16 protein-coding genes are annotated in these 25,046 nt (G+C 40.8%); 15 read left to right on the top strand and 1 reads right to left on the bottom strand.

The window, feature by feature from the left end; genetic code table 11:
• Window positions 1–81 precede the first annotated feature (81 nt).
• From GKD17_RS18845 to GKD17_RS18800, 10 genes are all read left to right on the top strand, one after another.
• Complete coding sequence (locus GKD17_RS18845) at window positions 82–3,303, top strand: SusC/RagA family TonB-linked outer membrane protein (RefSeq protein ID WP_007833010.1); 3,222 nt, start codon at window positions 82–84, stop codon at window positions 3,301–3,303.
• Window positions 3,304–3,331: 28 nt separating this feature from the next.
• Complete coding sequence (locus GKD17_RS18840; RefSeq protein WP_007833012.1) at window positions 3,332–5,167, top strand: RagB/SusD family nutrient uptake outer membrane protein; 1,836 nt, start codon at window positions 3,332–3,334, stop codon at window positions 5,165–5,167.
• A gap of 207 nt (window positions 5,168–5,374) precedes the next feature.
• Entirely contained in the window at window positions 5,375–6,958 is a 1,584-nt protein-coding gene (locus GKD17_RS18835) for a sulfatase family protein (RefSeq protein ID WP_032935784.1), read from the top strand.
• A gap of 17 nt (window positions 6,959–6,975) precedes the next feature.
• On the top strand, window positions 6,976–9,291 hold the full coding sequence (locus GKD17_RS18830; RefSeq protein ID WP_007833016.1) for a glycoside hydrolase family 20 protein: 2,316 nt from the start codon (window positions 6,976–6,978) through the stop codon (window positions 9,289–9,291).
• An 8-nt stretch (window positions 9,292–9,299) separates the two neighbouring features.
• The gene (locus tag GKD17_RS18825) at window positions 9,300–12,359 is read left to right on the top strand and encodes a glycoside hydrolase family 2 TIM barrel-domain containing protein (RefSeq protein ID WP_007833017.1); all 3,060 of its coding nucleotides are present in this window, start codon (window positions 9,300–9,302) and stop codon (window positions 12,357–12,359) included.
• A 17-nt stretch (window positions 12,360–12,376) separates the two neighbouring features.
• Window positions 12,377–14,236, top strand: coding sequence for an alpha-L-fucosidase (locus tag GKD17_RS18820; protein ID WP_007833019.1), 1,860 nt, complete (start codon window positions 12,377–12,379; stop codon window positions 14,234–14,236).
• Window positions 14,237–14,485: 249 nt separating this feature from the next.
• Window positions 14,486–16,882, top strand: coding sequence for a ligand-binding sensor domain-containing protein (locus GKD17_RS18815; protein ID WP_007833020.1), 2,397 nt, complete (start codon window positions 14,486–14,488; stop codon window positions 16,880–16,882).
• 328 nt (window positions 16,883–17,210) lie between these two features.
• Window positions 17,211–17,987, top strand: a complete 777-nt coding sequence (locus tag GKD17_RS18810) for an acid phosphatase (protein WP_007833022.1) — start codon at window positions 17,211–17,213, stop codon at window positions 17,985–17,987.
• Between the two features lie 238 nt (window positions 17,988–18,225).
• A complete protein-coding gene (locus GKD17_RS18805; RefSeq protein ID WP_007856317.1) occupies window positions 18,226–19,371 on the top strand; it encodes an OprO/OprP family phosphate-selective porin in 1,146 nt (381 codons plus the stop codon).
• Window positions 19,372–19,564: 193 nt separating this feature from the next.
• Window positions 19,565–20,800, top strand: coding sequence for an anaerobic sulfatase-maturation protein (locus tag GKD17_RS18800; protein WP_007833026.1), 1,236 nt, complete (start codon window positions 19,565–19,567; stop codon window positions 20,798–20,800).
• A gap of 174 nt (window positions 20,801–20,974) precedes the next feature.
• Here GKD17_RS18800 and rpmH read toward each other — a convergent pair whose 3' ends face one another.
• Complete coding sequence (rpmH, locus tag GKD17_RS18795) at window positions 20,975–21,130, bottom strand: 50S ribosomal protein L34 (RefSeq protein WP_005840676.1); 156 nt, start codon at window positions 21,128–21,130, stop codon at window positions 20,975–20,977.
• A gap of 202 nt (window positions 21,131–21,332) precedes the next feature.
• On the opposite strand from rpmH, the gene efp reads away from it, so the two are divergent.
• The 5 genes from efp to GKD17_RS18770 all read left to right on the top strand — a co-directional run bounded on the left by efp (window position 21,333) and on the right by GKD17_RS18770 (window position 25,008).
• A complete protein-coding gene (gene efp / locus GKD17_RS18790) occupies window positions 21,333–21,899 on the top strand; it encodes an elongation factor P (RefSeq protein ID WP_007833032.1) in 567 nt (188 codons plus the stop codon).
• 101 nt (window positions 21,900–22,000) lie between these two features.
• Entirely contained in the window at window positions 22,001–22,990 is a 990-nt protein-coding gene (locus GKD17_RS18785) for a glycosyltransferase family 2 protein (protein ID WP_007833036.1), read from the top strand.
• 72 nt (window positions 22,991–23,062) lie between these two features.
• Window positions 23,063–23,752 (top strand): RadC family protein, encoded by a 690-nt coding sequence (gene radC / locus GKD17_RS18780; RefSeq protein ID WP_007833038.1) that lies wholly within the window; start codon window positions 23,063–23,065, stop codon window positions 23,750–23,752.
• A 36-nt stretch (window positions 23,753–23,788) separates the two neighbouring features.
• A complete protein-coding gene (locus GKD17_RS18775) occupies window positions 23,789–24,109 on the top strand; it encodes an iron-sulfur cluster assembly protein (RefSeq protein WP_005840684.1) in 321 nt (106 codons plus the stop codon).
• 131 nt (window positions 24,110–24,240) lie between these two features.
• Entirely contained in the window at window positions 24,241–25,008 is a 768-nt protein-coding gene (locus tag GKD17_RS18770; RefSeq protein ID WP_007833040.1) for a UDP-2,3-diacylglucosamine diphosphatase, read from the top strand.
• Window positions 25,009–25,046: the final 38 nt, after the last annotated feature.

Here is a 25,046-nt window from a genome sequence, read left to right as displayed (position 1 = left end):
TTATACCTCTGTTTTCCTCTACATTTGCCACAAATTAAAATAATGTTAACTATCATAAATTACTAATTTAAATTTAATTCTATGAAGAAGAACCTCTTTAACGTTTTTCTAGTGTGTGTCTTCTGTATGGCAGCAATTCCAGATATGTTTGCCCAGCAGATAAAAGTAACAGGTAAAGTTACTGATAGTACTAACGAGGGGATGCCCGGTGTGAATGTACAAGTGAAAGGTACAACCACGGGAACCATTACAGATTTTGATGGCAATTATTCTATTGATGTCCCTGACTCCAAATCTACATTAGTGTTTTCTTTTATTGGCTATGTGACCCAGCAATTGCCGGTAGGAGGGAAAAAAGTATTGAATGTTCAGTTGAAAGATGATACTCAGACATTGGATGAAGTAGTGGTAGTGGCTTATGGTACGGCAAGAAAGAGTGATTTGACCGGTGCTACCGCCAGCTTGCGTCCGGATGCTAACGATGCTTCTAAAACAGCTTCTTTTAATAATCTGTTGCAAGGTAAGGTGGCGGGGCTGAATGTAACTTCATCTATGGCTGCTCCGGGAGCTGCCAGTTCTGTGACAATTCGTGGCGCTAACTCATTGCGTGGAGATAACCAGCCTCTGTATGTTATTGATAATGTCCCGCAATCTTCCACCGGGGAATTTGCAGAGTCGGCTATGGGTGGCGGTGATTTCCAAATTGCGCAAGATCCTTTAAGTGCTTTGAATCCTGCGGATATTGAAGATATCACTGTATTAAAAGATGCCTCGGCTACGGCAATTTATGGTTCCCGCGGTGCGAATGGTGTTATTATCATTACGACTAAAAAAGGGAAGGCAGGTAAGGCTAAAGTAAACGTGACTGCAAACTTTACTATTGCGGACGCCCGTAACCTGCATAATATGTTGAATCTGGAACAATACGCTGCTTATGCCAATATGAAGGCTAATTCCGGCGAGGAAAAGTACTATCCGCAAGCAAATGGCGAGATGCATTATGTGTATGGTGAAAACTTGGATAAATATAAGAAAGATCCTACCAACCCTGAATACTATCGTGTCTTGAGTTATAAGAACTGGCAGAAAGAAGCCTATTCATCCGCTTTCTCTCAAGTTTATTCTGCATCGGTCAGCGGAGGATCGGATGCAATGACTTATTATGTTTCGGGTGGCTTTAAGGATATAAAAGGTATTGTAAGTAATACAGGTATTAAACAAGGTGATTTGCGTGCAAACCTTACGGCTAACCTTTCAAAGTCCGTTACTATGGCACTTGCTCTGAATGGATCTATCAAACAAAATGATATGATGACCGGAGGTAATACGACAGGTGGTATTGCCGGTTCATTGGCACGTACAGTACTGGATACAGCTCCTTATGAAATTCCGGCAGACGACCCGACATTACAAACGGACATGGATGCAAAAACTACTGTTTATAGCTGGCGGGATGACTATGATGATATAACGGATGATAAAAGCTTTGGCGGTAGTCTGGATTTGAAATGGAATATTTGCAAATATCTTTCGTATAATCTTCGTGCCGGGGGAAATGTGAATATAAACGAACGTGCTCGTTGGTATGGTATGCAGCTCACTATCGGTGCTAATGATCAAGGTGTGCTAGCCATGGCTAACTTGAATAAGACCAATTATAATATAGAAAACTTATTGAATTTAAATATTGACTTGGCGAAAGGTATTCATCTGGGAGCTACTGCTGGTGTAACTTATGACGGACATACATTCTTGAATAAGAATGTGAAGGGTACTCGTTTCTCTAATTTTGACTTACGTACAAAAGGGTTACACCTTGCTTCTGTGAAGACTCATGAACAACCTACCCAAAAGGATTATCAGTTACTGTCTTATCTAGGTCGTATCAATCTTTCTGCTTATGATAAATATTTGCTTACTGCATCTGTACGTGCGGACGGATCAAGTAAATTCAAAAAGGGTAACCGATGGTCTTACTTTCCTTCCTTCTCTTTAGCTTGGCGTATGGAGCAGGAAGAATTTATGAAGAATATTAACTGGTTGAATCAAATGAAAATACGTTTAGGTTTTGGTGTTACAGGCAATCAGGGCATTAATCCTTATGCTACTTTCTCTGATTATTCACAAATAATAGATTATGCAAAAGCCACAGGGGATCAGATTTTGGCAATGGCGGTAAGCAATTTGCAGAATGACGGGTTGAAGTGGGAACGTACATCTTCTTGGAATGTGGGTTTTGATTTTGCTTTTTTCAACAGCCGTCTGTCAGGATCAGTAGATGTATATCAGAAAAAAACTAATGATTTGCTTATTTCGCGTTCATTGCCTGCTTCCAGTGGTTTTGCAAGTGTGATGTTGAATCAAGGTTCGTTGAAAAACAAAGGTGTTGAAATTAGTTTGAATGGAGATATTCTCCGTAACTTGAACGGTTGGAGTTGGAGTTTGGGCGGAAACATTGGTTTTAATAAATCAAAAATTGGTGATCTGGGTTTTGCACCGACAGATTTTGGAACCTTGAAAAATGTGCGTGGATATCAGGGAACTTCTATAGGGGATCATTTTGGTATTGCTAATCTTTTCATTGCAGGTGAGGCACCGGGATTGTTCTTCGGATATAAGACTCAAGGTATTATTCAGCCGGAAGATATTGTAGATGGAAAAGTTGCTTATACGGCTGCTGACGGATCAACCAAATATTATTCCAGTTCTGTGGCCAATGACTTGGGAGCCGGTAATATAAAAGCGGTGGATATGAATGAGGATGGTGTTGTGGATGAAAAGGATAAAACCATTTTAGGCAATCCGAATCCGGACTTTACTTATGGTTTCCAAACTCGTATTGCCTGGAAAGACCTGTCTGTCTCGGCTTCTTTTAATGGTGTGCATGGTAATCAGATATTGAATACGAATATCCGTTATTATACGCCCTCTCGGCAAGCTGGTAATTTGACACAAGAAGCATTCCGGAATATCTGGACGGAAGAAAATCATTCAAATCTTTATCCGTCGGCTACGGCGAATGTAAAGAACGTGGTTTATGACCGTTATATTGAGGATGGAAGTTACTTGCGTTGTTCGGATATCACTTTGAATTATACATTGCCAAAATCTTGGATGAAGAAAATCGGCTTTCAGAATATAGGTGTATTTGCTTCGGTTAAAAATGCATTTGTCATCACTAATTACAGTGGATACGATCCGGAAATCAATTCGTTTGCTTTTGATGGATTACGCCCGGGCATTGATATGAATGCATTTCCAAGCCAACGTTCTTATGTCTTTGGATTAAATGTGGCCTTTTAAATAGTTTAACCGATAATTTTTTTGTAAAATGAAAAAACTAAAATATATATTTTTATTAGCAGGTGCTTTGTTATTGGCATCCTGCGAATCGTGGCTGGATGAAGACCCGCAATATACGATAAATACAAAAACTCAGTTTAGTACTGTGGAAAATGCCAAACAGGCTTTGATGGGATGTTACGGATATATGTCGGCTGATAATGCTTATGGCCAGGCATGGCAGGAAGTAACATTTGGATATTGTGGTTTTGGATGGTCACAAACAAATGGCAGTTCTACAGATTTATTGGTCTCTATGGACGGAGGAATTGATGAAACTATAAACACAATGGCGTGGAGAGGGATGTATAAAGTGATTGGTGAAACAAATGCATTCATTGCCAATATTGCCGATAGTCCGTTAGAATCGGCTGATAAATTGCCAATGGAAGCGGCTGCTCGTTTTTTGCGTGCATTGGCTTATTACAATTTGGCAGTTACCTATGGAGATGTACCTTTAAAGACCACTCCCTCTGCTCATGACGGAGTAGCTGTTCCTCGTTCTCCTAAAAATGAGGTCTTTGAATTGGTACGTACTGACTGGGAGTTCGCTTATGAGAATTTACCGGAAAAAGATGATGACGGTTTTGCAACGAAGTGGGCAGCGAAAGCGTATCTAGGAAAACTTTATCATACTTTGGGCTGTCAGGGTGATAATACGGCTTGGGAGAAGGCGAAAGCGTGTTTTGATGAGGTAATGCCTAAATATCGGCTGGCGGATAAATTCAGTGATTTGTTTGTTGATTATGTACAAGGTTCTCCGGAATCTATTTTTCAATTGAATTTTGCACTTGCAGGTTCTACCACCCGTAACCGGGGTAGCTGGCTGGTCGCTCCTAATGGCTCTTGTAATGGGCAGGCTTGGGACCGCATACGTGCTTCAAAAGCTTTGTATGATTATTTTTGGGCTACTTATCCCGGTGATCCACGTATTGAAAGCACATTCCTGACTTATTGGAAGTCTTATGCCGGAGTAGGAAAAGGTGAGAAACCTAAAGAGGAGCCTATAGCTTCGGCACGCGATACTGTATATGCATATCCTTATTTTACATATACCATTGGAGGAGAAGAAAAACCTGCCGGATGGAAGAAACCCAAGTTGTATGTAGGACGGATTCCTTACGAGAAGTTAGCTGATCCGGCTAGTCCGAAAGCTGAAGAACTTTATGCTATGATTGCCGATACGGCTACTGCGACTCCCGCTGAAAAAGGGTATTTGAAAGGCTTGTTGTCTTTGTTGGAAAATGCGACAAAAAAGCCATCTACCAATACAAAGTCATGGCCCTATTTCAAGAAGCCGTGGGATCCTGAGCAGAGTGGTAATAACAGTCATAAGAATTTAATTTTGTATCGTTATGCAGATATGTTACTGATGGCAGCGGATGTATATAATGAATTGGGGCAGACTGATAAGGCGATAACATTTGCCAATGAGGTGCTGAAGAGAGCGCGTCAATCAGGAAACGCATCTCAGCCGGCTGACTGGAGGAGTGGCTTGTCTAAAGAACAAGTGCGTGAGAAAATTTATTTTGAACGTATTTTTGAAGGTGCCGGTGAACCGGAAATGTATCAGAAAATGCGTTTACGCGGCACAGAGTTTCTGAAAAAGGCTTTTGAGGTCAACAATGGGCATGGAATTATTCAAGAATCAGTGGCCAATAATCCTAAACGGAACGGCAATTGGGGAGAACGTATTTTTAATGATGGAAATTTGAATGATGAAAATTTCTTGAAGAAAAATTTATTGCTCCCGGTTCCGAAAGATGAGATAGACACCAATTCAGCTCTTGACTATAGTGACAATAATTATGGTTATACTAATTAAGGAAACATGATAGAACGCTTTATTCAATAGGTCTTTATTGGATTTTTCCGGATGCAGGGCGCACCTGCGCCTTGCATCTGTTTTTTTCTTGTCTGTAACCTGTTTCTGGACATTCTCAGATATAAAATAGTCATTTCCAGACAAGAAACAATAATATAACTTGTATCTTTGCGGATGTTAATTCTTTGCTTATTTAAATTTATGAATATGAACAACCTACAATCAGGATTATTTTTTTCTTTGACCGGCATTACTGCTGTGGCATCTCTGTCATCATGCGCTTCACAAAAGAAAACTGAGGAGCAGAAACCTTACAACATCGTGTATATAATGACCGATGACCATACTGCCCAGATGATGAGTTGCTATGACAAGCGTTATATGGAAACGCCCAACCTTGACCGCATTGCTAATGATGGAGTGCGTTTTACAAATAGTTTTGTGGCCAATTCATTGAGTGGTCCCAGCCGTGCCTGCATGATTACCGGCAAGCATAGTTGTGCTAATAAATTCTATGATAATACCACTTGTATATTTGATGGTTCGCAACAGACTTTTCCGAAGCTGCTGCAACAGGCCGGATACCAGACCGCCCTTATCGGAAAATGGCACTTAGAGAGTTTGCCCACAGGTTTCAATTATTGGGAGATTGTACCCGGACAAGGTGATTATTATAATCCGGATTTTATTACGCAAGACAATGACACCATTCAAAAACATGGGTATATAACCAATCTCATTACTGATGATGCCATAGACTGGATGGAGAACAAACGAGATAAGGACAAACCTTTTTGTATTTTAATTCATCACAAGGCTATTCATCGCAACTGGCTGGCAGATACTTGTAACTTGTCTTTGTATGAAGATAAAACTTTTCCGTTGCCCGATAATTTCTTTGATGATTATGAAGGACGCCCTGCGGCAGCGGCACAGGAAATGAGCATCGTGAAGGATATGGATATGATTTATGACCTTAAGATGCTTCGCCCCGATAAACAAACCCGTTTGAAGGCTCTTTATGAAAATTATATCGGACGTATGGATGAGGGGCAGCGTGCGGCATGGGATAAGTTTTATGGTCCCATTATTGATGACTTTTATAAAAAGAATCCTCAGGGTAAAGAACTGGCCGATTGGAAGTTCCAGCGCTATATGCGTGACTATATGAAAACAGTGAAATCGTTGGATGATAATGTAGGCCGTGTACTGGATTATCTGAAAGAAAAGAATATGCTGGACAATACCTTGGTGGTTTATACTTCAGACCAAGGCTTCTATATGGGAGAACATGGTTGGTTTGACAAACGCTTTATGTACGAAGAATCCATGCATACTCCGCTTATAATGCGGTTGCCCAAAGGTTTCGACCGGAAAGGTGATATTACAGAATTAGTGCAAAACATAGATTATGCACCTACTTTTCTGGAATTGGCAGGTGCTCCTGTTCCTGAAGATATCCAAGGTGTTTCGTTGCTTCCACTGTTGAAAGGAGAAAAACCTGCTGATTGGCGCAAATCATTGTATTATCATTTTTATGAATATCCGGCAGAACATATGGTGAAACGTCACTATGGTGTACGTACAGAGCGTTATAAATTAATTCATTTCTATAATGATATTGATGTATGGGAATTGTATGATTTACAGGCAGACCCTACGGAAATGCACAATCTTTATGGTCAGAAAGAATATGAACCGGTTGTGACGGAGCTGAAGGCTGAATTGGCAAGATTGCAGGAGCAGTATAATGATCCGGTACGCTTTTCACCCGATAGAGACAAAGAATAAGAAAAATAGCATATATCATGAAATACGCTTGTTTGATTTTGCTATGGTCGTTATTTGCGACTATGGCCTTACCTGCTGACAATCTAATCCAACCTATATCTATTGTTCCCTGCCCGGAGAGTGTCACTCCGGGTACAGGTTACTTTACTTTCTCCGGAAAAACAGACTTTACGGTAGAAAATGAGGAGCAGGCAGAGGTTGCACGCTGTTTCTCTGCTCTTTTTACCCAGGCGGCCGGATTTACTCCTTGTGTGAAGGTTGGAGAAAAGAAGGGAAAAATCAGTTTCCTTACCGATGACGCATTAAAGAGTGAGGCGTATCATCTGGAAATAACTCCCAGGCAGATAATAGTTAAAGCTTCAGATACAAAAGGTTTCTTTTATGCCTTGCAGACTATTCGTCAGTTATTGCCTGCTTCCATTGAGGGCACAGCGGTGGCGGAAACTGCGGATTGGAGCGTGCCGGCTATGACAATCAAGGATGAACCTCGTTTCGGATATCGTGGATTGATGGTGGATGTGGCCCGCTTTTTTATTCCGAAAGAGAATCTGCTTCGTATTATCGATTGTATGGGAATGTTGAAAATCAATACCCTGCATCTGCATTTGGTGGATGATAATGGTTGGCGTATTGAAATAAAGAGATATCCTTTACTCACTGAAATCGGTTCACGGCGTGTAGATCGTCCTGGAAAATCTTTTCCGGAGCGTCGTAATCCCCGGCAGGGTGAACCGACTGTAGAAAAAGGATTTTATACTCAGGAGGATATCCGTGAGATAGTGGCGTATGCCGCTCGACATCAGGTTGAAGTGATTCCTGAAATTGAGATGCCGGCTCATAGTAATGCGGCGTTGGCTTCTTATCCGTTGCTGGCTTGTCCTGTGGTCGATAAATTTATCGGTGTCCTTCCAGGACTGGGAGGAAGTCATGCGGATGTGATCTTCTGTGCAGGAAATGATAGTGTGTTCACTTTCTTGCAAGGGGTGATTGATGAGGTGGTGGAGTTGTTTCCCTCTAGATATATTCATTTGGGTGGGGATGAGGCTCGGAAAACGCATTGGAAGGAGTGTCCGCTTTGTCAGGAACGTATGCGACAGGAAGGCCTGGAGGACGAAGAAGCGTTGCAAGGTTATTTTATGACGAGAATGAGTAAATATGTGCAAAGCAAAGGGAAAGAAGTCATGGGATGGGATGAACTGACCAATACCCGGATTCCCGACGGAGCAATTATTTATGGTTGGAGAGGTTACGGTCAGGCTGCCGTCAAGGCGGCGGAGCAAGGGCATCGGTTTGTCATGACTCCTGCACGTATCATGTATTTGATTCGTTATCAGGGACCGCAATGGTTTGAACCTTTGACCTATTTTGGAAATAATACATTGAAGGATATATATAGGTATGAACCGATACAGAAAGAATGGAGCCCGGAGGTACGTTCCTTGCTGATGGGAGTACAGGCTTCTATGTGGACTGAGTTTTGCAATAAACCGAAAGATGTGGAGTATCAGCTGTTCCCTCGTCTGGCTGCTTTAGCCGAAGTGGCTTGGACACAGCCTTGGCATAAGAATTGGAGAAGTTTTTTGGTGGCAATGGATAAATTCAACGAGCATCTGTCTGCAAAAGGGATTGTGTTTGCCTGTTCCATGTATAATATACAACATACGGTAACTCCTGTTAATGGAAAACTACAGGTGAGACTGGAATGTGAACGTCCTGATGTGGAAATCCGTTACACAGTGGATGGTAAGGAGCCGACAGACCGGTCTCTGCTGTATAAGAACCCGTTGATGGTGACTGATACACAAACTATAAAGTGTGCGACTTATAGAGCAGGTCGGCAGATGGGAAAAATATTGACATTGCCTTTGGCTTGGAATAAGGCTACCGCCAAACCTGTTTTAGGAAATAAACAGGCCGGGAAGATTTTAGTAAATGGCATACGTGGCAGCTTGCGCCAGTCGGATTTCGAATGGCATTCATGGGAAAGCAGTGATTCTGTTGCTTTTACTATAGATTTGCAAAAGAAGGAATTGCTTCGTTCTGTATCAGTGGGATGTATAACGAATTATGGCATGGCTGCCCATAAACCGGCAGATATTGAAGTGTGGGTTTCAAATAATAATCGGGATTATCGTAAAGTATCCGGTAAACAGTTCACAGATGGAGAGATTTTCCGTGAAGGGACTTTCAAAGAGGATGTGGTACTTGATTTGAATAAGGAAATTGGCCGTTATGTGCGGATTATTGCTAAAGGAGTCGGAGAGTGTCCTGCAACCCATGTACGTCCCGGACAAGAGGCAAGGATTTATTTTGATGAGGTAATGATAGAATAAATAGATATATGAGAAATACATTATTATATTTTTTGGCTATCCTGGTTATATTTCCGGTAACGGCGCAACAACAACCCGAATGGCAGAGCCAATATGCTGTCGGACTGAACAAACTGGCCCCTCATACTTATGTGTGGCCTTATCAAACCATATCTGATATCCGTAACGGAGATTATGAATCTTCTCCTTATTATATGAGTCTGAACGGTAGTTGGAAATTCCATTGGGTAAAGAATCCCGATAACCGTCCGAAGGATTTTTATAAACCGGAGTTTTATACAGGAGGATGGGCGGATATTCAGGTTCCCGGCAATTGGGAACGCCAAGGATATGGAACAGCTATTTATGTAAACGAAACCTATGAGTTCGATGACAAACTGTTCCATTTTAAAAAGAATCCGCCTTTAGTTCCATATAAAGAGAATGAAGTCGGTTCCTACAGACGTACCTTTACAATTCCTGCCGATTGGGAAGACCGCCGTGTGGTTATCTGTTGTGAAGGAGTGATTTCTTTTTACTATATTTGGGTGAACGGACATCTGTTGGGCTATAATCAAGGTTCAAAGACACCGGCCGAATGGGATATCACTGATAAATTGAAGAAAGGTGAGAATACGGTGGCATTGGAGGTTTACCGTTGGAGCGCCGGATCGTATTTGGAGTGCCAGGATATGTGGCGGTTGAGTGGTATTGAACGTGATGTGTATCTTTACAGCACTCCTAAACAGTATATAGCCGATTATAAAGTAACCTCTTCTTTAGACAAACAACAATATAAAGAAGGTATTTTCGGTTTGGAAGCTACCATTGAAGGGCCTTCTACTTCCATGACTACCTTTGCTTACCGACTGGAAGATAAAACCGGTAAGGCGGTTCTGCAAGGTGAATATCCTATCAAATCGAAGGGATTGAGCCATTTCTTGAAGTTGGATGAACAAAGTTTGCCGGATGTGGAAGTCTGGAGTGCTGAGCATCCGAATCTTTATACACTGATCTTGGAATTGAAAGATGTAACAGGTAAAGTAACGGAACTTACCGGATGTGAAGTAGGTTTCCGCACTTCGGAAATTAAGGACGGACGTTTTTGCATCAATGGTGTGCCGGTTTTGGTAAAGGGAACGAACCGTCATGAACATTCCCAATTAGGACGGACTGTAAGCAAGGAACTGATGGAAAAAGATATCAAATTGATGAAACAGCATAATATCAATACGGTCCGCAATTCGCACTACCCTACCCATCCTTATTGGTATCAGCTTTGTGATCGTTATGGACTTTATATGATAGATGAAGCTAATATTGAATCGCATGGCATGGGGTATGGACCTGCTTCATTGGCCAAAGATTCCACTTGGTTGCCTGCCCACATGGATCGTACCCAACGTATGTATGAGCGTTCCAAGAATCATCCGGCTATCGTTATCTGGTCATTGGGGAATGAAGCCGGAAACGGTATTAACTTCGAACGTACATATGACTGGATGAAGTCAGTGGAGAAAAGTCGTCCTGTACAATATGAACGGGCCGAACAGAATTATAATACCGATATCTATTGCCGTATGTATCGCAGCGTGGAAGAACTCATGGCCTATGCCCGCCAGACAGAACCTAAAGTTTATCGTCCTTTCATCATGACAGAGTATCTGCATACTATGGGTAATAGTGGCGGAGGATTAAAGGAATATATGCATGTATTCGAAACCGAACCGATTGTTCAGGGAGGTTGTATCTGGGATTGGGTGGATCAATCTTTCCGCGAGATAGATAAGGATGGTAAATGGTATTGGAGTTATGGTGGGGATTATGGTCCGAAGGATGTGCCCAGTTTTGGCAATTTCTGTTGTAACGGGTTGGTCAATGCAGTCCGCGAACCGCATCCGCACCTCATTGAAGTGAAGAAGGAGTATCAATATATCAAATCGGTACTGACCGATCCTAAGAAGCTGACAGTGGAAGTCAAGAACTGGTATGACTTTACCAATTTGAATGCCTATACGTTGCACTGGCAGGTCATGGGGGATGATGGGAAAGTGATAGCAGAAGGAACTCGAAAAGCAGACTGTGCCCCTCATGAGGCTGTAACATTCTCTTTGGGTGCTGTAAAGTTGCCTTCTACGATTCGTGAGGCTTATTTGAATCTGTCTTGGACGCCTGATAAGGCAACTCCCTTTATTGGAACTCATGACGAAGTGGCCTATGACCAGTTTGTACTGTCTGCCAATAAAGGGTATCGTGCGCCGGAAATCAAATTGGCTGATAAGGTGAAGATAGATATTGATCCTGCAACCGGCGCTTTACGCTCTTATATATATAAAGGTAAAGAGATGCTTTCATCTCCTGTAGTTCTCAGCCTTTATCGTCCTGTTACGGACAATGACAGCAGGGAAAAAACAGGAGGAGCCAAAGTTTGGAGGAAAGAAGGTTTGGATAATATGATTCAAAAAGCTACTTTTGTCAAAGCATCTGAAACAGGTGGTAAAGCGGAAGTAGAGTTATGGAATGCTAAAGGCGTAAAGTTGGGAATGGCTACCTTTGTATATACCTTGCAGAGCAATGGTGCATTAAAAGTAAAGACAACTTTCTTGCCGGATACTTCTGCTGTTACTTCATTGGCTAGAGTGGGCCTGGCATTTGAAATGCCGTATGCCTATAACAAGGTTTCTTATTTGGGACGTGGTGAACATGAAACTTATATAGACCGTAATCAGTCTGGATGTATCGGAATTTACCATACAGATGCAGAACGTATGTTCCATTATTATGTGAAGCCCCAGGCTACAGGAAATCGTACGGATGTGCGTTGGATGGAATTGGCGGATGAGGCAGGAGAAGGTTTGTCTTTCCGTTCGGATAAAGTGTTTCAGTTCTGTGTTATTCCATTTACGGATTCTAATGTAGATAAAGCTACTCATATTAATAAACTTGAGAGAACAGGGATTATAAATGTTCACTTAGATGCGGAACAGTCGGGGGTAGGTACTGCGACTTGTGGTCCGGGGGTATTGCCGCCATATCGTGTTCCGGTGGAGAAGCATACGTTTGAGTTTATGATTTGTCCATTAAAATAACCTAGTAATAAAGAAAAATGAGAAAAACGATTCTAACCGCAGCCTTACTTTGTGCTTTTCTGGGAACTCAGGCACAGGAGTATTATGAGAAACACGTAGCTTTTCCGGCAGGAGCGACTACGGCACAGAAGATAGATATGGCTTCCCGCTTGGTGCCTACACCGCAACAGTTGGCATGGCAACAAATGGAATTCACTTGTTTCCTTCATTTTGGTATTAATACCTTTACAGGTCGTGAATGGGGAGATGGTAAAGAAGATCCGGCCATTTTCAATCCTACCGAATTGGATTGTGAACAATGGGTAAGAGCTCTGAAGGAAGGTGGCTTCAAAATGGCTATCATTACTGCCAAGCATCACGATGGTTTCTGTTTGTGGCCTACCCGGACAACCAAGCATTCGGTTGCTTCTTCTCCATGGAAAAACGGAAAAGGGGATGTGGTACAGGAGCTCCGCAAAGCTTGTGACAAGTATGGATTGAAATTCGGAGTTTATCTTTCTCCTTGGGATCGTAATGCGGAATGTTACGGACAAGGAGAAGCTTATAATAAGTTTTTCATCGAACAGCTGACTGAACTGCTTACCAATTATGGAGAAGTGCACGAGGTATGGTTTGATGGAGCTAATGGCGAAGGACCTAACGGAAAGAAGCAGGAATATGATTGGGACGCTATTTTGAAGACTATCCGTCGTCTTCAACCTAAGGCAGTTACCGCTATCATGGGCGATGATGTGCGTTGGGTAGGTAATGAAGGTGGATTGGGACGTACCACGGAATGGAGTGCAACGGCTTTGATGCCTAATTCTTATCTGGGTTCTGATGAAGTCTATAAGAGATTGGGCATAAATGCTATGTCCAAGGATTTGGGAAGCCGTGAATTGGTATCTAAAGCATCGGATTTGTTCTGGTATCCTTCTGAAGTTGATGTTTCTATCCGTCCGGGATGGTTCTATCATGCCGAACAGGATAATCAAGTTCGTTCACTTGCCAACTTGGTGAATATTTATTATCGTTCTGTGGGCTGTAACTCTGTTTTGTTGCTGAATATTCCACCCGATAAACGTGGTTTGATGCACGAGAATGATGTGAAACGTATCAAGGAGTTGACGGAATATATAAAAAAGACCTTTGCCGATAATAAAGTTGAGAAGGGAAATAGAATATGGACAGCCAAAGTAGGAGATACGAAAGAATATAAGGTGAGGAAGAATACACTTGTTAATACTTTCTTAATTCAGGAGGATATTACAAAAGGCCAGCGTGTGGAAGGTTTTACAGTAGAAGTGTTTGCCAATGGCGCATGGCATCATGTGGGTGAGGGAACTACGGTGGGATATAAACGGTTGTTGCCTTTCTCAGATAGTTATGCCGAAAAGGTTAGAGTGACAATTACGGGTGCTCGTGGAACCGTCAATATCAGTAACATCGGCTTGTATTATGCTGAACCATTGGTTGATAAAACAATGAAAGTAACCTTGAGTGATGTCCCGGTGGATGGTTGGAAAACAGTGGGCATGGATGCAGCCGCAGCCATTGATGGAAAACAGGAAACTGTTTGGAAAACCGAAACTTTAACTCCCTTGGTGGTTGATATGGGTAAAGAAGTGGAAATAGCCGGTTTTAGTTATGCTCCTGCACAGGAGGAGGATCTGACTGGCACTATCTATAAATACAACTTTTATGTCAGCCGGAATGGTAAGGATTGGATGAAGTGTGACGCTACAGGTGAATTCAGTAATATCATGCATAATCCTGTTCCTTATTTTGTACGTTTCGGAAAGACTTATCCGGCCCGTTATTTTAAATTGGAGCCTGTTACCGAAATAAATAATAAGGCAGTAACTGCTGTTGGTGAGATAGGAGTACTGTTGAAATAAATCAGATTAATATATTTTTTTATTTCAGGAGAAGTTATGTTAAGCCGGGTGAGAGAATCATCTGGGTTTTGACATAACTTCTTTTGTATATAGAGGGCATATGAAGGAATTAGCTAATAATCTGTTAAGAACCTTCCGGATTTTGAGAAAACGTATTATATTTGCATAAACATAACGGACATTCAACTTTTTGATTGATTGTAGAAAGCCTTTGTTTAATCGATATCACTTAAATGAGTAAAATTGAATATGAAAAAAAGCCTGTACTTTCTTTTTATATTAGCCTTGTTCTGTTTGACAGGCTGCAAGGATGCACTTGTCCCGAAACCTATAAAGCTCACTTGCAATATCAATACATTTGACGCTCCTATATCATGTATCAGCCGTTCGACAGCAGATGCGGATAAACTTTATATTGGTCAGGAAGACGGTTGTATCATAGAAAAAGTGAATAATAATTGCCAGACCTATTCCATTAATAGCAACCGGCGTATATATGATATATTGGAATATAGTGAAGATTCTCTGTTTGTGGGAACAAGAGATGCTGGTTTGAAGCTGCTGGCTAAATCCTCTCAGCAGACCCAGACTTACTACATAAAAAATAAGAGGATGAATTATTCGGTATATAGTATGACTTTGGATGATGATAAACAGTGTTTGTATGTGGGGACTAGTAATGGACTGTTTAGATTGAATTTGAAAGATGGTTCCACATCTCATGAACTTACTCCCATTCAACTAGGGAAATGTAGTAAAAACTGTGGGGTGAACAAGGTCGTGATAAAGGAAAAAAGACTATATGTGGCTAGTGAACAGGGGTTGTTCGTTGTCCGTAATCTTGAAACGGATTTTAAACGACCTGTTATAGATTCTCTGGTTACCAATGTCAGTGTTTATAATGATACGGTATATGCTTTGTTGGAAAATTCGGTTTTCAAGATAGCTCCCGATGGAAAAAAGACGTTTGTACACAAAGGACGGTGCTACTTGTATGCTCAAGGCCCCGACAAGGATGAATGGTTTATCAGTGCTAATTCTATACTTTATGTTAAAGACGGTTACACTTTAAAATATGATTTGCCGAATGGAGTCAGTACTATCGCCAGACAGATAGGCTTTATGGGGAAAGACTTTCTGCATCTGGCATGTAAAGAGGCTATGCTTTCTTTTGCCTTGCGGCAGAACTCGGCAGATTTAGACAATAATGTATTGGCGGTTAGTGATAAAAGGACGGGAGACTCCATTTTCTTTATTACCGATGATCTTCGTTTACATCTGTATAAGTTCGTCTATAATCATCCGGAATTCAAATCAAAGTCTTTAGGAAAGATTGAAGGTTTGGATATTGTAGGTAATGATATTATAAAATTTTTGGAAACCAGTCCTAATACTTTCTTTCTTGCTACGCGTAAGAAACTTTATAAGATTAAAAGCAATAGAGCGGAGTGTCTTTTGCAGTTCAGTAACACGAAAGAGCAGAATAATATCACTTCTCTTTATTATTCCACCGCGGAACATTGTCTTTATGTGGGTACTAGGGAATATTTAGGTATTATAGATGAACAGCAGGACCATATTGTAACTTCTATTCCGGTCGTGTCAGATAAGGGGGAGAAAGATACTATCGACGCTTATATTACCGGAATTTGTGAGAATGAGGACAGTATTTATGTAACGACCTTGAACAAAGGATTGTATGGAAGGCCTTTAAACAGGCCGCAGGAATCTTTCTGGCAGATACGTGATTTATCAGGGTATGAGAGTGTTTATGGTGTGATAGTGAATGGTAGAAATAAATACTTGAATACCTCGTTGGGAATCGTTAATGAGGAAAATGCGACCTTGCTGCCAGTGAAACATGTGAAATCAATATCGGGAGCTCTTGAAAAGAATCCTAATGAGGGCTTTTTCATACTCTATTATTATGGCATGAGTTTTAAGGGATTGGATGATGCCGGTGTTCCAGAACCATTATTCTGCGATTTGGCTTTTAGCAAGCCTTGTATTGCCGTCAATGGACGGAAAGCGGTTTTGGGATGTAAGTCAGGATTATTCCTTTTTGATGGTAAATCAGGCTTGCTTCCTATCTTGATAGAAAAAGAAGAGATGTCCTATGCGCTGTATATCATCCTGTCAATAGCAGTGCTGCTATCGGCTTTTCTTGCTCTTTTCCTTTTGAAAAGACGGAAAAGAGAAACTCGGAAAGCACTGATGGATAAAAAAAGGATAAATCCGGATGATGTCGGGATGAATGGGGAGGAACTGGAAATGGATGTTCATGAGGTTGCCAAAAAAGTCAAGACCCTGTTTGATGCCTTGGGATACAGAAAAACAGAGGGAGAGGATAAGATGCGTCAGGAACTGAAACAGGTGTGTTTGGATTTTGCTGACAAATATCCTGAATTGGGTAAATTATCCTTTATGAAACGAAGGGGAAAAGAAAGATATTTTATAACGATACTTTTGATGATAGAAGATATTGATGCTACTATTATTTCAAGAGTGCTGGATGTAGATCAGGCAACGGTAACAAGACATAAGTATAATGTAAGGAAAGAAATAGAACAACTTTATCCTGAGGGGGAGTTTGATTGTAAAGTCATCAATCTGCTTTATGACCGTATCAGTTCAAGAAGAAAATAAGTTCATCTTTAGAGTTATCTCAATTTACTGTATTTCGTAGAGCCGGTTTCGTGTATCTGTTTTATTATAAGGAATGGCTTTTTTGCCGGAAGTGCTGAAACACTTCCGGCTCTCCTTTTTCTCTCCTTTTCTCTTCTAGGATGTTTTGGTCATATAAAAGGAAGAAACGGGATTAAAAAGGTATTTTCGGGATAATTTCAAACACTACTTTTGTTTCCGTCAGATGCGGACACTCTGATTGTCTGTCGTATGTTCCGTAGATGATTAAAATGTTTTTCGAAAAACCAATTGAATTTTATTAATTAACCGTTTAAACTAAACTTTTATCATGAAAACAAAGTTTGCCTTACTTCTAGTGTTTTGTGCCGTTTCATTAAACATCTTTGCACAAGAGAAAAAAATAAAGGATAGAAGAACCAATCCCGAACTTTATTATTTGGAAGAATCTGAGGTTGCCAATAGTCTGGAGTTGCTGCCTCCTCCTCCTGAAGCCGGAAGTATTTTGTTCTTGTATGACAAAGCCCGTTACGACTGGGGGAAATTGCAAAGGGATACTCCTCGGGGTGAACAAGCTGCCAGTGATGCCCGTGTAAATGGTGATGGCGTTCCCTTTGCCTTTTCGGAGGCTTTTGGTATTGAAATAACGAGGGATAAAACACCAGAACTGTATAGGCTCATTATTAATATGAGAGAGGATGCCGGAGATTTGGCTACCCGTCATGCTAAAGAGTATTATATGCGTGTACGTCCTTTTAGTTTTTTCAATGAAATGACTTGTAATCCCGAACAGCAGGAAGAACTTTCAACGAATGGTTCCTATCCTTCGGGACATACAGCCATAGGATGGGCTACTGCCCTTGTTTTGGCAGAAGTCAATCCTGACAGGCAGAATGAGATTCTGAAAAGAGGATTTGAAATGGGACAGAGTCGTGTTATTTGTGGGTATCATTTCCAAAGTGATGTGGATGCTGCCCGAATTGTGGCTAGTGCTGTTGTTGCCCGTCTCCATGTCAACGATGCTTTTGTGAAACAGCTTAATAAGGCGAAAGATGAGTTTTCCAAGCTGCAAAAAGCAGGACTCGTTCAGTCTGTTTCCAAAAAATAATCCCCTATAACTTAACCATAAGCCGTAACTATTTAATGTAATGTTTTTCTTAGATGAACCGGACAAGCGTTTTTGCTAATCCTAAAAGCATGACTATTGACCGGGTGCTGATGGGAGGAAGAATCTGGTTGATTGCTTTCATTGTGTGGCCTTACAGATTCTTCACTGCCCTCAGTATGACAAAAATCAGAGACCGATTGACAAGGCACTTAGATGGTTACCATTAAAACTGTATATTATGAAAAATCTTGTATCATTAGGAGTCTTTCTCCTGATATTGCTCTCCGTACAGGTAAATGCACAGGAACAATCAGTCTTGCAAATACGTCCTACGGGACGAATCTTAATGGATGGAGGCTTGTTTCATTCAGATAATAAAAACTTTGTAGATGGTGTAGCGATTCCTGATGCCCGGATAGGTGTAAAAGCAACCTATGGAAAATATAAAGCGAAAGTGGATATAGGCTATGCGTATGGAAAGGTCAGTTTAAAAGACATATTTGTAGAAAGACAATTTTCCTCACATGCGTTATTACGTGTAGGGAATTTTGTACATCAGTTCGGGCTTCAAAGTTCTACTAGTTCGTCTATGAAAGTAACCATGGAGGAGCCGGCAAGTAATGAGGCTTTTTTCAACAGCCGGCTGATGGGAGCTATGTTTGTGTATGACAAAAATGATTTTTTCGGTACAGCTAGTGTTCATGTGGAGAGCGAGGCTCTTAAGAAGAAATCCAATGAATTGGGTAAAATGGGTTATGGTGCTATGAGCCGCTTGGTCTATCGTCCTTTACATGATACAGGGAGATTGTTTCAGTTGGGTATTTCCGGTGCTTACGAAACACCTAGATACAATAGCGAACCTACACTTAACCATACTAGCTTTGACTTGGGGGCTAATTTCCCGACGCGTATTGCAAAAGTCAGAGCTGTGAATGCCTTGATTCCGGATGCAAAGAACCTGATAAAATTTACACCGGAGATGATAGCAGGATATGGTCCTGTGGCATTGGAAGCACAATATTATTATCTTCAAGTGAATCGGAAAAAGGATTTTAAGAATTATAAAGCGAGTGGTATGTATGGAATACTGAGAGGTTTGCTGATAGGTGGTAATTATAGATATTCACATACGGATTGTGGTATTGCCACTCCGGACTCTGGTTCGTTGGAATGCGTATTCGGATATAACTATACTGATATGTCGGATACCCGGTCCCATATTTATGGCGGGCGTTTGAACGATGTCTCTTTTACTGTCAATTATTATATCAATAAGTATATGATATGGAGATTCCGGTACTCTTATACTAAGATAACGGATAGAGTGGGATTTGAAAATCAGTCATTAAGTGCGTTTCAGACACGTTTTCAAGTGATATTTTAAATAGAGGGTCAGAGTTTCATTTTGTTTCAAGAGTTTGAAGCAAGGTGGAACTCTTATATTTGAAACAGATTGGGTGGCAAGAAGAATGTCCTTTTGGAGGTAGAGGGTAGCATAAACCTGTTACTGTAAGAACGAATATTGAAAAATAGCTTTATCTTTGTATTCTTTATACTAGGAATTAAATGAAAAACAAATGAAAGAAGCAACCATAACTCCTTTTGCAAAGCCGCTATATATAATGACCAAACCTGTAGGTGCGGTTTGTAATCTGGCCTGTGATTATTGTTACTATTTGGAAAAATCCAAGTTATATGAGGAACAGCCGCGTCATGTGATGAGCGATGAATTACTGGAGAAATTTATTAAAGAATATATTCAGTCGCAAACCATGCCGCAAGTTTTGTTTACCTGGCATGGGGGAGAAACTTTGATGCGTCCTTTAGTTTTTTATAAGAAAGCCTTGGAACTTCAGAAAAAATATGCAGGTGGTAGAACCATTGATAATTGCATTCAGACAAATGGCACATTGCTGACAGATGAATGGTGTGAATTCTTCCGTGAGAATAATTTTTTGGTAGGCATTTCTATAGACGGTCCTCAGGAATTTCACGATGAATACCGGAAGAATAAGATGGGGCAACCTTCTTTCTATAAGGTAATGAAAGGGATTAACCTGTTGAAAAAGCATGGAGTGGAATGGAATGCCATGGCAGTGGTCAATGACTATAATGCAGATTATCCGTTAGACTTCTATCGTTTCTTTCGTGACGAGCTTGATTGCCATTATATACAGTTTACTCCCATTGTCGAGCGACTGTCTAACCGTGCAGACGGTCTTCGGCTTTCTTCATTAAAGCAAAAAGACGGTGAACTGGCTTCTTTCTCCATTACTCCTGAGCAGTGGGGGAATTTCCTTTGTACCATTTTCGACGAATGGGTGCTGAATGATGTGGGTAATTACTATATTCAGTTGTTTGATTCTACGTTGGCCAATTGGGTGGGACAGCAGCCAGGAATTTGTTCATTAGCTAAATATTGTGGACATGCAGCTGTGATGGAATTCAACGGTGATGTGTATGCTTGCGATCATTTTGTCTTTCCTGAGTATAAATTGGGAAATATTTATCAGAAGACTTTGGTGGAGATGATGTATAGTAAAGAACAGGAAACTTTTGGTGCGATGAAGCACAATAGTCTGCCACAGCAGTGCTTGAACTGTTCTTATGAGTTTGCCTGTCATGGGGAATGTCCGAAGAATCGTTTCATGTTAAGTAAAGACGGTGAACCAGGATTGAATTACTTGTGTAAGGGATATTATCAATTCTTTGACCACGTAGCACCCTATATGGATTTTATGAAGAAGGAATATCTGGCGGAACGCGCTCCGGCTAATGTGATGGAGTGGGCGAGAGAAAGGAGAAATAAATAGACTGTTTTCAGTAAGCCGACTGTATGGGACAAGCAAGTCAACTTACCTAGTTGTTTCAGTTGACTTATTTGGTCATTTAAGTTACTTTTTCATGGCTGTTTGGTTTAGTCAGAAAAAATAAAAGGAGCAAAGTCTCTGCGACTTCACTCCTTTTGTTTTTTCCGGTCAGATGAATTATTTTCCGTTGTATTCATCAGATACAGTTAATTTCTTACGGCCTTTTGCACGACGGCTGGCCAATACGCGACGACCGTTAGCAGTTGCCATTCTTTCACGGAATCCGTGTTTGTTTTTTCTCTTTCTGTTAGAGGGTTGGAACGTTCTTTTCATTGTATATACTTATTTTATGTTATTATTCACCATGAGTAACGGGCTGCAAAATTAGTGACTTTTTTGAAATAAACAAAGAGATAACTCATTTTTAGTGATTTCTTTTTGCGTTTTTTCTTGATTTACATTACTTTTGCACTCGAAATCACAGCTGTAAGTGAATATAATCTGAAATAATAATCAAATATAAGCAAAGAAAAGTATGATTAATGCTCAAGACATTAAAATCGGAACAGCTATCCGTATGGACGGTAAATTGTATTTCTGTATTGACTTCCTGCATGTAAAACCGGGAAAAGGTAACACATTCATGCGTACTAAATTGAAAGATGTGGTTAATGGTTACGTTTTGGAACGTCGTTTCAACATCGGTGAAAAATTGGAAGATGTACGTGTGGAACGTCGCCCGCACCAATATTTGTATATGGAAGGTGCAGACTATATTTTTATGAATCAGGAAACATTCGACCAGATTCCTATTGCTCATGACTTGATTAACGGAGTAGACTTCCTGCTGGAAGGAATGGTGGTGGATGTGGTTTCTGATGCTTCTACAGAAACAGTATTATTTGCTGATGTTCCGGTAAAAGTGCAGATGAAGATAACTTATACTGAACCGGGCCTGAAGGGGGATACGGCTACCAATACGTTGAAACCTGCTACAGTGGAATCGGGTGCTATTGTGCGTGTTCCTTTATTCATCAATGAAGGTGAAACGATTGAAATCGATACTCGTGACGGTTCATATGTAGGCCGTGTGAAGGCATAATCTATTTATATATGCATATAAAAAGGCGGAACTTGTTGCAAGCTCCGCCTTTTTTATGTTTCTTTGTACTTCTCTGTGATGGATAAAATCAAAATAAAGCAATGAGATATTCTTTTATTATACCGGTTTATAATCGTCCTGAAGAGGTGGATGAGTTATTGAACAGTCTTACAAGGCAGACAAATAAGAATTTTGAAGTCCTGGTAGTGGAGGATGGTTCATCTGTTCCGTGCAAGGAAGTGGTAGATAATTACGCTGACCGGTTGGATATATGTTATTATTTCAAATCCAATTCCGGTCCCGGGCAGACCCGCAATTATGGAGCGGAACGGGGGCATGGAGAATATCTTATCATATTGGATTCTGATTGTATTTTGCCTGAAGGGTATTTGGCGGCTGTCGAGTCAGAGCTTCAACAGCAGAAGGCGGATGCTTTTGGTGGTCCTGACCGTGCTCATGATTCGTTTACCAATATACAGAAAGCGATAAATTATGCCATGACTTCGTTTTTTACTACCGGAGGTATCCGTGGAGGGAAGAAAAAAATGGATAAATTCTATCCCCGTAGTTTTAATATGGGGGTACGGGCTGAGGTATATAAAGCGTTGGGAGGATTTTCTAAGATGCGTTTTGGAGAAGATATTGATTTCAGTATCCGTATCTTTCAAGGGGGATATGCTTGTCGGTTGTTCCCTGAAGCATGGGTGTGGCACAAGCGTCGTACCGATTTGAAGAAGTTTTTCAAGCAAGTGCACAATTCGGGTATTGCCCGTATCAATCTGTATAAAAAGTATCCTAAATCATTGAAAGTTGTACATTTGTTACCGGCACTTTTTACTATAGGAATTGTATTCCTGTTGTTATATTCGTTGGTTTGTAGCTGGAGTTTGTCTTTGCTGCTGCTTTTTGCTCTTATCATTTGTGTAGATTCCACATTGCGAAATAAAAGTTTCAAAATAGGATTATTATCCATCCTTGCTTCTTTTATTCAGTTGATTGGCTATGGAACAGGTTTCCTGAGGGCCTGGTGGAAACGCTGTGTGTTGGGGAAAAACGAATTTGCCGCATTTGAGAAGAATTTTTATAAATAGAATTTTACCATAAAGAGGTGTTTAAAGTGATGGACTTTTTATGTATCTTTATGGTGGGGAAAATAAAGAAAGATGGCAGAAAAACTAACCATAAACCAATGGGCGGAAGAAGATCGTCCTCGTGAAAAGATGATGTTGCATGGAGTGGGGACACTTTCGGATGCTGAATTGCTTGCTATTCTGATAGGTTCGGGAAATACGGAGGATTCTGCAGTGGAGTTAATGCGTAAAGTGTTGAGTGATTATCATAATAGTTTGAATGAATTGGGCAAAACGACTGTAGATGAGCTGTGTCACTATAAAGGGATAGGTCCTGCCAAAGCTATCACCATTTTGGCGGCTTCCGAATTGGGAAAGCGCCGAAAGGAGGAAGAGGGAAAAGAACGTAAGGTCATTCTCAGCTCCCGTGATGTTTATCAATATTTTTATCCGTTGATGTGTGATTTGCCTATAGAGGAATGTTGGGTATTGTTGTTGAACCAGGCTTCCAAAGTAATTGACCGTATAAAGATAAGTTCCGGAGGACTGGCCTCTACAGCGGTGGATGTCCGTTGTGTATTGAGGGAAGCATTGTTGAAACGGGCCGTTGCCATGGCACTTTGTCACAACCATCCTTCCGGCAGTATGCGACCTAGTACAGAGGATGATCGGTTGACGGAACATCTTGACAAGGCGGCAAAAGTAATGAACATAAGACTGATAGATCATGTTATTTTAACGGATGGCAAATTTTATAGCTATGCTGATGAAGGAAGAATGTAGAAAATCATTAAATTTGCAATTAAAACAACGAGAGATATGGATGCAGATACCCGTTTAAAAACAGAAGAGAAGATTATAGCCATGTTGAAAACCGTATATGATCCCGAGATTCCGGTGAATATATACGATTTAGGCTTGATATATAAGATTGATTTGCAAGATGATGGAGAAGTAGTGTTAGATATGACATTGACTGCTCCCAATTGTCCTGCTGCAGATTTTATTATGGAGGATGTCCGTCAGAAAGTCGACTCTGTGGAAGGAGTTACTTCATCGGTCGTGAACTTGGTTTTTGAACCCGAATGGGATAAAGATATGATGAGTGAAGAAGCTAAATTGGAATTGGGTTTCCTCTAATAAATTGAAAGTTGAGAATTAAAATTGGGGAATAAGAATTGCCAATATGTCTAAGTTATTGGACAAGGTGTTGTTTTTTAATTCTCTATTCTCGATTTTTTAATTTATGAGGTATTTAATTTAGTAAGATTATGAAGAACGTATATTTCCTTTCCGATGCACATTTAGGTTCTCGTGCCATAGCACACGGGCGGACACAGGAGCGCCGTTTGGTGAATTTTCTGGATAGTATAAAACATAATGCTGCAGCAGTGTACCTGTTGGGAGATATATTCGACTTTTGGTACGAGTTCAAACTGGTAGTGCCGAAAGGCTATACTCGTTTCTTGGGGAAGATTTCCGAGTTGACCGATTTGGGAGTGGAGGTGCATTTCTTTATCGGTAATCATGACATCTGGTGTGGTGATTACTTGGAAAAAGAGTGCGGGGTGACTATTCATCGTCAGCCGTTGACCTGTGAGATTTATGGGAAGGAGTTTTTCTTGGCACATGGTGACGGATTGGGAGATAAAGATGCCAAGTTCAAATTGTTGCGTTCTATGTTTCATAGTACCACTTTGCGAACACTGTTTTCTACCATACATCCCCGTTGGAGCATAGAACTTGGCTTGGAATGGGCCAAGCATAGCCGTCTGAAGCGTGAAGGTGGTAAGGAACCCGAGTATATGGGAGAGGACAAGGAACCGTTGGTATTGTTTACTAAAAATTACCTTAAAGACCATCCGGATATCAATTATTTTATTTATGGTCATCGCCACATTATGCTAGACTTGATGCTGAGCCGTACTTCACGTATGTTGATTCTTGGTGACTGGATACAAGATTTTTCGTATGCTGTATTTGATGGTGAAAATATGTTCCTTGAGCAGTATGTTGAGGGAGAAAGTCAATATTCCTAAAAAAAGGCTACTATGCATCACGCGTAGCAGCCTTCTAT

This window comes from Phocaeicola dorei (genome assembly GCF_013009555.1).
Lineage (GTDB): Bacteria > Bacteroidota > Bacteroidia > Bacteroidales > Bacteroidaceae > Phocaeicola > Phocaeicola dorei.
The sequence above is the reverse complement of the archived record's forward strand: the minus strand, read 5'-3'. Positions and strand labels throughout refer to the sequence as shown.